This is a genomic window from Ruminococcus champanellensis 18P13 = JCM 17042, assembly GCF_000210095.1.
Classification (GTDB): Bacteria; Bacillota; Clostridia; order Oscillospirales; family Ruminococcaceae; genus Ruminococcus_F; species Ruminococcus_F champanellensis.
In genome coordinates, this window is record NC_021039.1 from 1,298,537 (window position 1) to 1,309,352 (window position 10,816).

Sequence of the window (10,816 nt, forward strand, 5' to 3'; positions counted from 1 at the left end):
CGATATCATTGATGGCGGTTTAGGAAATGATTTCATTCAGGACGACCACGGAGATGACACGATCATTTTCAAAGCCGGTTATGGTGTGGATACGATTTCCGATGCTGCCGGATATAACACCATTCAGTTATCCGGATTGGACGTTTCTTCTGCAACGTTTTCTCGCAGCGGTAACGATTTAACCATTTCTTTTGGCTCAGATGCACTGGTTTTGATGCAGTATTATGATTTTTACAATTTCAATATCAATGGCACTGATGTTTCTGCATTGATTCAGTCTTTGCATGGTTCTGATAGTGCTGACTGGCTGAGCATATCCAACACAAACGGAGATTCTCTGTACGGAGAAGGCGGCAATGATAATTTAACCGGTAACAGCGGCAATGATAATTTGTATGGCGGTTCCGGAAATGACTACCTGTATGGAAATGACGGAGACGATACGTTGGATGGCGGAGAAGGCGATGACTGGCTCTATGGCGGCAATGGCAATGATACATATATCTTTGGAAAGGGTTACGGAAACGATACCATTGAAGATTTGGGCGGAAGCAGTAAAGTTATGTTCAAAGATGTCAGCTCCGATGATGTGACAGTTTCAAATTTGTGGGATTCCACACTGGAAATGACTGTGAATAGTACCGGTGATAAACTGACCATCAATGGCTATAAGTGGAATCAGGATGGATACACCTTTGAATTTGCAGACGGAGCAACCGGAACAGTCAATAAAGATACATGGGAACTGGAATTGGATCAGCCTGCAGCAAATGCAGTTGAATCTTCGATTGCAGATGCAGTTTCCCTAACAACAGAAGAATCAACCGTAGCTACTGCAGAAAGCAGCGATGAGATGCAGATACAGTCTGCCGCAGACCAATTGAGCAGCCTATATGAAGAAGACAGTTTGTCAGATCCGGAAGTTGTGCAGGAAGAAGTACAGCTTTATGGAGATGCAGTTGAAAGTGTGTCTGATTATGATGATGATTCAATTGCCGATCAAACAGACTTGCAGGTAATGATTCTGGCAGAAAATATGTCTGCATTTGCAACAGAAGATACCATTTCCGACAGCATGGATATTGTAGATCCTACAACGGATGTTTCTGTAATGAATCAACTGCTGGTTGGGGCTTCTCAGGTGCAGTAATTTTGATATTTATAAAAAGTGAGAAATATGCAGTGGCATTTAGCTGCTGCATATTTTTTTTGAAAGGAAGTCGAAATATGGAGAAAAAACAAGACAGCGGTCTCACTTGCTTTTTGATTGTGATGAAATTTCTTGGGGTTCCCATCACCAAGGAACAAGCAAAGAATCTGTCTGTTTTAGAGGAAGAAAAGCAAACCGGTGAATTGGAACTGATACAATCCGCAAAAGCACTGAAGATGCGGGCAAAGCTGTGCAAGTTGAATTTAAAGAAATTGAAAGATGTAAAATCTCCGATTATTGCAAAGGATAAAAAGGAAGATTTCTTTATTATCGCAAAATCCAAGGAAGATAAATTCATGGTATTGTTTGCTGATAAAACACAGCCGGAAATAAAATCAAAAGAGGAATTAGCGGAAATTTGGGACGGTACGGCAATTTTGATTACCAAAAAAGGTATTCTGGACAGAGAAGCTGCTTTCAGCTTCAAATGGTTTATTCCTACGATTTTGAAGTTCAAGAAAGAATTTATTCAAGTATTGATTGCTGTTTTCACGATTCAGATTCTGGGAATCCTGACTCCGGTTATGACGCAGGTTGTTGTGGATAAAGTCCTAGTGCATCATAGTATTTCAACATTAAACGTTCTGACAATCGGCATTGGCATTGTGTATCTATACGAATTAATCCTAGGGATTGCTAAGAATTATGTATTTACGCATACAACAAATCGCATTGATGTAATGCTTAACTATAAACTATTCAAGCATCTGTTTGCACTGCCATTAAAATATTTTGAATCCAGACGAGTCGGAGAAACGGTGGCAAGAGTACGGGAATTGGATAGTATTCGTAACTTTCTAACCGGTACACCCTTATCCTCTATGATAGATTTGATTTTTATCATTGTATACATCGTAGTTTTGTTTTGCTACAGTAAAATGCTGACCGTCATTGTGCTATGCTCCATTCCGGTTTATGCAGTGTTGTCCGCTGTTGTAACTCCGCTATTTAAAAAGCGATTGGATGAAAAATTTGAAACCGGTGCAAACACACAATCCTTTCTGGTAGAATCAATTACCGGTGTGCAAACGGTAAAATCATACGCATTGGAGCCGAAATTCGAGAAAAAATGGAGCGATTTGCAATCGGATTATGTAAAAGCAAGTTATAAAACTTCTATGGTGTCTGCAACTGCCGGAACAACCGGACAATTCATTCAAAAAGTATTTGATCTTCTAATCTTGTTCTTTGGTGCAAAGGCAGTGATGGACGGTAACTTTACAGTAGGTCAGCTTGTAGCGTTTCGAATGCTTTCCGGCAGGGTTAGCGGTCCGGTTTTGCGATTGGTTCAATTATGGCAGGAATATCAGCAAGCCTCCCTTTCCGTAAAGCGGATTGGTGATATTTTTAATACAACTCCGGAACCGATTTTGAATGCCAATCAAACGTCTATGCCACGTATTCAAGGAAAAATTGTATTTGATCAAGTGCATTTTCGGTATAATCCGAAAGGCGGAGAAGTAATTAAAGGTATGAGCTTTACCGTTGAACCGGGAACGATTGTAGGCGTTGTTGGACGAAGCGGTTCCGGAAAAAGCACGATTTCTAAGTTGATACAACGGTTGTATCTTCCGGAAGGCGGAAAAATCTCTGTTGACGGCATGGATCTTTCTCTTGTCAATCCTGCAATGCTTCGCCGACAAATCGGTGTCGTTCTGCAGGAGAATTTTATGTTTAATGGAACAGTGGCAGAAAATATTTCCATTCATATGCCGACAGCATCCATGGAGCAAATCATCCATTGTGCAAAAATTGCAGGTGCACACAATTTTATTTTAGAGCTGCCGAATGGATATGACACGATTATCGGAGAAAAGGGAATGGGACTTTCCGGAGGACAAAAACAACGTGTGGCGATTGCACGAGCAATATTAGCAAATCCAAGAATTTTGATTTTTGACGAAGCTACTTCTGCTTTGGATTATGAATCAGAAAGCATAATTCAGAACAATCTGAAAGAAATTTGCAAAGGAAGAACGGTTTTGATCATTGCACATCGGCTGTCTACGCTAAAAGATGCACAGAAAATCATGGTGATTGAGAAAGGCACACTTGCGGAATACGATACCCATGAAAATTTGATGCAGCAAAAAGGTTTGTATTACTATCTGTACAATCAGCAGCAGAAAGGAGATATTGATGAATAATCCGATTACCGAATATATTCTAAAACATAGCCGAAAAAAAGATAAAGAATTAAAATATGATTTTATGCCGTCTCTGCTGGAAATTATCGAGCGACCTGCTCACAAAGCCGGAACCGTTATTATTCTTGGTGTCTTTACACTTCTCATTGCCGCTGTAATTTGGGCTTGTTTATCAAAAATTGATGTTGTGGTAACTTCCAGCGGAAGTGTACAGCCGATTGGAAATCTGAATGTAGTGCAATCTTATGCCGGAGGCGTTGTAGAGGCAATTAATATAGAAGAAGGCGAATATGTACAAGCCGGCGATGTCTTGATTCATCTGAATACGGAAACGCTGGATGTTGATGAAAAGCAGCTGCAATCACAAAAGAAAATTTTAGAGGAGCAGCAAAAAATCTATCAAAAAATCAAAGCCGGAGAAGATGTTTCTGCAATCAAAGTCTCTGATTATGATGCGGAATTGCAGCCATACATACAAGCAATTTTAGATGCAGATACCAGTTATAAAAACACACTTGCTAATTTAGAAAAAGAAAAAAGCAATGCGGATTTGAATCAGCAAATCGGACAATTACAACTGGAAGAATATCAGGCAAACGGAACGGAACGAGAAGCAGAATCACAGAAGCTAATCAATCAGCAGTATGCATTGGCAGTGGAACAAGCTGATTTACAAATCAATGATACGAAGACACAGTATAGTGCCCAGATTAATTCCAAGATTTCAGAAAACGATACGCAGCTGATTGAGATTGAATCGAATTTGGAAAAATATCAATTATCGATCGCATATCAGGATATTACAGCACCGGTGAGCGGTTATGTGAACAGCATTTCTGTTAATACAATCGGAGAAACGGTAACTTCCGCACAGGAATTGGTGACAATTGTTCCGGACGATACGTCGGTCGAAATGGTATGCTATGTACAAAATATGGATATCGCAGATGTAGAGGAAGGAATGACAGCGGAAATCAAATTGGAAGCCTATCCCTACAACAAGTTCGGTACTGTATCCGGAACGGTGAAATATATCAGTCCAAGTTCTTTTGTGAGCGAACAGCTGGGCAGCGTTTATCTTGTGAAACTCGAAATTGAAAACAGCAATGAAGAAATTCATGTTATTTCCGGTTTATCCGGAACCGTAGAGATCAAGACCGATAAACGTACCGTAATGGAATATTTCCTCGATCCGATTATCAAAGGATTTGGGGAAAGTTTGAAAGAAAAGTAGATTGCATTTATGGAGGAATAAAAATGTCTGTAAAAGAAAAAAGTTCGCAGCAGATCAGTGGACGCTTACAAGAAGGTCAGCAAGAGAATACAAAAACGATTCTTATTCCATATGAGCAAATCAATAGCTTTTACTGTAAAAACTCTGTAAAAATGGACTATATCGGAGATCAAACGGTACGGCAACCCGTTTTAGAATACAAATGCAGTTTGGTGGATTCTGATTTTTCCAAAGAGGAAATCATTCAGCTATTTGAATTCTATTTGCAGCATCCGCTTTCTGATGAAGAGATACAGAAGGAAAAGTTAACCAAACACAAGTGGCTGCAAAAGGATAAAAAGATTGCAACAAGAAGTTTGTTTTCTGAGATTCAAAAAACTCTTGACTGTGAGATGGTTTTTGCATCGTATCTCTCGGATGAGATTATTCATGAAATAGGATTACAAAAAGATGAGATCCTTTCTATTTATAAACCTGATGTTCCTAGGATTGCATTAGCATTGAATTTTAATAATCCAAGCACCAGAGTTAATGGTAAGATGGAACTCGAAATAACGGTAAAAAAATGTGAAACCATGTTGCAATGCTTTTTTCGGCACATTCGAAATGCAATTGCTCACGACAATACTTATTTTCTTCAAAATGGAATGCTTTTGCTTCTTGACTATGATAAACAATCTAAAATTACTGCTTTCATGCTGATAAGAAAAATGGACTTATTCAAGATTATTCACCTTGTGGAACGCAAGGAAAAATAAGTGCAAAAAAGTGTTTCTAAAAGAATATAAATGCACTTTAGAGTGGAAACGCCTTAAAACTCATACAGATTTATACAACAATAACCGTCGATAGCTTTCTGATATCGGCGGCTGTTTTTTTGTTGCTATAACAGTTTGATAGGGACGATTTTTTTGAAATAGACACTGCATTTTCTCCGATTTTTGCATTTTATACCCAAAAGTCATACAGTTCGTGCCGTAATCCGATTTTTTATCGAATATTATGCTATAATTTTTAGAGATGAAAAGCTCATCAAAATAAATTTGCACAGTAACGTTTTTGGGCTGCAGCTGCAAATCACAAAGGGGGGAAATTATCATGAAGTCATCATTTGCAATGATTGTTTCTATGGGTATCGCTCACACATTGGTTACTTGATAATTTTACACGTTAAGCATCACTTATGATTAACTGTAATCATGAGTACCCATTATTCGAAAACAAAAATCAACTATTCTAAGGAGGAGTCAAGTGAACAAGAAATTAACGAGAATACTGTCCGGAGCCCTGTCTCTCGTATTTGTCGGACAGGTCATGATCTACGGCGATGGTGCGGCACAAGGCGTCTTGCACGCTTCTTCAATTGCTTCAGCTGCTGAAGCAATTGAAGAAGCGAAAAATGCAGACCAGCTTGCGGCAGAGTTCGATGAGGCAACTGCCGGTCTTGGCGATGTGGAATATTTCGCATCACCGGAATCAGATGAAGCCGGGATTTCTGCATTGAGTGAAGAGGATGAGGAAGCTACTGCGTTTGCGGAAACGCAGGATTATACAGCGAAAAATTTCATCCATCAGCTTGATGTGCAAACAGAAGGTTCTCTGACCATTACCGGTAAGGTATGCAAAGGCGTTGTTTCCGGACACGCTGCATCGGATGACACGCCGATTTATGTCAAAATTTTTGACGGTGACTGGAATGAAGTTGCCAGTGTTGAAGTAGAAGACGGCGGCTCATACACAGTTACGGCGGACAACAGCGGAGATGTTCGTCATGTAAAGTTCGAGTGCGATGGCTATCTGCCGTTCTATCTGAAGGATTTTGGCTCCGGTGCGTTTCAGGTTGGAACAGGCGGTTCAACGGATACTGTTACGCTCACGCCCGGCGATACCACTTGGAATGAAGAGCATGAAAATCAGTGGAGCGATGATGTAATCAACGCTAGTGACTCGGCGTATGTAGAGAGCTGTTTGGGTGCATACAGAGGCGATAGCAACTTCAATCCGAGCATGGATGCCGATGGAGACGGTTCTATCAGTCAAGCTGATTTGGATGCTTTTTGTGCATTTTATGAAGACCTTGATGATGGTGAACAATATATACTACCACAGAGTATTTTGGATCTTGATATCAACCATGACGGCGTCATCAATGATACGGATTACGAGCTTTTAGAAGAATCCGGTGCGTCTGAGTCGGAGCTTGCAAATTTCAAAAGTGAGCTAAGCGGAGTAAGAGATTCAGAATCTTGGGTTTATGCATATAACCATGAAATGACCGGTGACATCTATGTTAACGCCGATGATTACAATGCAGATAGCATAAAACAGATTAATGAGGCAGCAAAGCTGAGGGCTCGTTCCGATAATTATTACGAGTACATGGACAAGGACAACAACGGAACCATTGAGAATTCCGATGTTGCTTGGTTCACAGCAGCTTACGCTGCTTCCGGCGATTTGGACTGGGATCATGCGTTCAAAAAGAGCATTACGGTTTTAGCGGATGGAGCTTTTCCGTACAGCTTCAATCTGCATGATACCGATTTGGATTTGAACGGCTGTGCCTTGTATGTTTCGGATTGTATGTCTTTCACCACGGACATTCCGAAATTTTGGAATGGAAACGGTGCGACACTGGATGTTAACGGCGGTGCTTTATTGATTGAAAACAATCTGGTATTCCGCACGGCTTCTCCGGACGGTTGGGGCGGCAATACCGGACAATTGATGAATATCAATGGCGGTATGGTTGTAATCGGAAATTGCTTCGATTTTGGACAAGCGAACTGCTACGATACCATTCAAATGACCAATGATGCAGATATTCTGATGGTTGGCGGAAACTGGACATATGTTACGCTTCAAGATATGGAAGGCAAATGGACTGCCGGACAAATTTGGGTTCTAGGCTCTACTTGGATTGTCAACGAAGAATCCGGTGCAAAATCGATTTATTCTTCCGGCACACAATCCATCATTTTCGGATATGCCGGCGGAAAGCAAACCATTCTTTGGGATAATCCGGAAACCTATATCGATAATGAAGACGGCAGTTACAATACAGAACGCCGTTTTAATTTTGATTATGAATACGGAATCATTCCGATTTATGAATTTACAGCAGAAAACTACTGGTTCAGACCATGGTGGAGACCTTATGACGAACCGGATTACACGCTTTATCGCAAAGGCTGGGAAATCGGTGACGGCGTACATATCGCTACCGGTAACTATACAAAATCCTTTACGGATTTGAGTATCACATCTCCGGGCGTGAAATCTGATTTTGTCAGAACCTATAACTCCATGAACGATGAGGAAGGCAGCTTCGGTATTGGCTGGGATTTTAATATTGATGTTTCCAAAATCGTAAAACCGGCGACCGGTTACTATCAAGTAGTTCTTCCGGATGGTTCCAATACCACATTCAAGGATGATGGCAACGGCGGATTTGAGTGCCTGAATGCTCACAGCACCATGACAAAATCCGGTGATGAATACACGATTACGAATGCGGCTCAGTCGCAATATCATTTCAATTCTAACGGTGAGCTGGATTGGGTAAAAGATGCCGAAGGGAATCAGTTGACCATTTCTGCAATGTCCAACAATCAGAGAATTGTAACCGATTCTACCGGCAGAACCTACAAAATCACCTACAACGGAAACAGTGAGCATTCTCGTGTTACCAGCATTGAGGATACCACGGCAAACAGAACTGTGACCTATGCGTACAACAGCGATTTTCAGTTGATTTCCGCTACCAGCGTTTCCGGCGGCACAGAGACGTATGAGTATGACAGTAACGGCAGACTCTGCAAAATCACAAACTGCTATGACGAGATGACAGATCAGATCGCATACAACGACAACGGCTCTGTGAATTGGCTGACCAATGCGTCTGGTCTGAAACAGGTTTACACGTATGACAAAGTATTCAAACAGACCGGTTTGAAGGAATATGACAATGATACGCTGGTCAAGACCTATACGTATGATTACGATGAGAAGTATGCTGTGAAGACAAACACAGTGGAGACTGACGGGCAGACCTATGAAGTAGACAAAATCACTTACAGTACCGATTCCGATGGTGAGAATAAGTACGATGAAATGATTGAAAACGTGGATATCATGGGGAATACGACCAAGTATGACCGTGATGCCAATGGTAATGTGATAAAGACAACCAATGCAGACGGCACATACACGCTTGCCAATTACAACAGCAAAAACAGTGTCATTGCAGAAGTAGATGAATCGGGTTATGCAACCATCAAAGCCTATGATTCCAACGGAACCAGACTCATCAAAGAAGCTTCCAGTTTGCATCCGCTTTCTCAGTCTGATATTGGCACGGTTACGGCTTCCGGATTTGATCCGGTTGTTTATCTTGCAGCAAACGAGAGCAGCTATGCGATTACCAGTCATGAGTATTATGCAGACAGCTATGTCAGTGGCGTAGCCGGATTGATTCGTGCAACAACCGACCCGGAAGGGAACGTCACAGAGTATGAATATTATCAAGACGGTGTTGGAAAAGGTCTGGTTAAGACCAAAACGCTGAAAGACGGCGATACCGTTGTCAATACCGTTTCTTATGAATATAACGCACAGTTGCAGATTTCCAAAGAAACGACCAGTTATGACTTCTCACAGAATCTTTATTCGGTCAAAGAATATGAGTATGACAAATTCAATAACGTTACGGTTACCAGAGATTATGGAACAGGCAGCACACCGGCAACAACAATTGCAGAATATGACTTGCTGAGTCGTAAAACTGCGGAATATGCTCCGAATTACTCTGCGGATAAGAGTCATGGAACACTGACAACTTACTATCCGGACGGCAACAAAAAGACAGAAACCGATGCAGAAGGCAACGTTACTTCGTATGTTTATGATGCATACGGTCAGGTGACCAAGAAAATCAATCCGAACGGTTCCATGAACATCACGGAATACGATGGCTTGCAGCGAGAAAAAGCAACTTATTTCCAAAGCGGTGAAAATGGTATCAAGCAGATTCTGACCACAACAGGATATGAATTTGCGGGCTATAGCTTTGATATTTATTCTGCACTGAATAGTTCTGAATCGCATTCCTGCAAAGGTCTGAAAACCACAAAAACGACCTACATTACCGAAGAAAAACAGGTTATTACAGAAACGCTGACTGACATCAAAGAACATACGATATATGAAAAGACCAACGGCGAAATCAAGCGTACCAGTGCTTATTATGCAAACGGACAGCTGGCACGGCAGACAGATGCACTGGGCAATACGACAAAGTATGAGTATGATTACCTCAATAAGGTGACCAAAACTTACACGCCTTTTGATTCCGATACGGATTCTGTGACGGAAAATCAGTATGACAAAAATGGAAATGTAATTAAAACAATTCAGACAGTTCAGAAGGAAGATTCAAGCACGCCAAAATACAGTGTGACCGAAAATCAGTACAACGCACAGGGTTTACTGACGCAGGTAACGCTGAGCGATGGTACAGCAAACGGTGAAAAGAATATCACCAAGTATTTCTACAACAACGGCGGTATTCAAACCAAGATGGAAACCGGTCTGAACAGTGCAAATGATTCGGACTACATGACCACCAATTACGCATATGATGCGTGGGGACATCTGGTAAATACCACCGACAGCACAGGCTACAATTCTGGCACGACTACTTATGACTTGAACGGCAATGTATTAACCGTTACAGATGCAAACGGCAATATAACAACCAATACCTACGATGCACTGAATCGTGTTTTAACAGTCAATACCGTTTGTGATGACAGTTCAAAAAATGTTTCCAAATCCTATACTTACAACAATATGGGATGGATGACCAACAAGTCCAGCAACGGTACAGAAACTTCCATTGAGTACGATGCTCTGGGCAGAGTAACCAAGGAATGGGGTCCGAATTTCAAGGGCTATTTCTATGAAGGCGTTTCGAATTATGTAGAAAAGCAACTGGTCGTTTATGCACACTTGCTGTTGTATTCTGTTACAAATTATGAATACGATGCAGAAATGCGAATCGTAAAAGTTCTGGAGAGCAACACTGAAACCGCTTCCTACACCTACGATGCCAATGGAAACAAGACAAGTGAAACGCAGGCAAACGGCGTAGTTTCCACTTACACTTATAACAGTGCAAACAAAATCACGAACCTCATCACGAAATCCGGCAATTCTACCATATCT

General features: G+C 41.2%; 5 protein-coding genes. All 5 read left to right on the forward strand.

What is annotated here, in order from left to right:
- Window positions 1-1,150: calcium-binding protein (locus RUM_RS13170; RefSeq protein WP_147645641.1), on the forward strand; the 1,150-nt coding region annotated here is incomplete at its 5' end.
- Window positions 1,151-1,227: 77 nt separating this feature from the next.
- Entirely contained in the window at window positions 1,228-3,357 is a 2,130-nt protein-coding gene (locus tag RUM_RS05685; RefSeq protein WP_015558232.1) for a peptidase domain-containing ABC transporter, read from the forward strand.
- The gene (locus RUM_RS05690; RefSeq protein WP_015558233.1) at window positions 3,350-4,591 is read left to right on the forward strand and encodes a beta-barrel domain-containing protein; all 1,242 of its coding nucleotides are present in this window, start codon (window positions 3,350-3,352) and stop codon (window positions 4,589-4,591) included. The genes RUM_RS05685 and RUM_RS05690 overlap by 8 nt, the downstream gene beginning before the upstream one ends.
- A gap of 23 nt (window positions 4,592-4,614) precedes the next feature.
- A complete protein-coding gene (locus RUM_RS05695) occupies window positions 4,615-5,349 on the forward strand; it encodes a hypothetical protein (protein WP_015558234.1) in 735 nt (244 codons plus the stop codon).
- A 493-nt stretch (window positions 5,350-5,842) separates the two neighbouring features.
- Window positions 5,843-10,816 (forward strand): DUF6531 domain-containing protein (locus tag RUM_RS05700; protein WP_041326291.1); only part of this gene is annotated, 4,974 nt, incomplete at its 3' end.

Excerpts from the sequence above, each read along its gene's own strand:
- RUM_RS05685 (WP_015558232.1), top strand. The coding sequence starts at position 1,228 with ATGGAGAAAAAACAAGACAGCGGTCTCACTTGCTTTTTGATTGTGATG.
- RUM_RS05690 (WP_015558233.1), top strand. The coding sequence starts at position 3,350 with ATGAATAATCCGATTACCGAATATATTCTAAAACATAGCCGAAAAAAA.
- RUM_RS05695 (WP_015558234.1), top strand. The coding sequence starts at position 4,615 with ATGTCTGTAAAAGAAAAAAGTTCGCAGCAGATCAGTGGACGCTTACAA.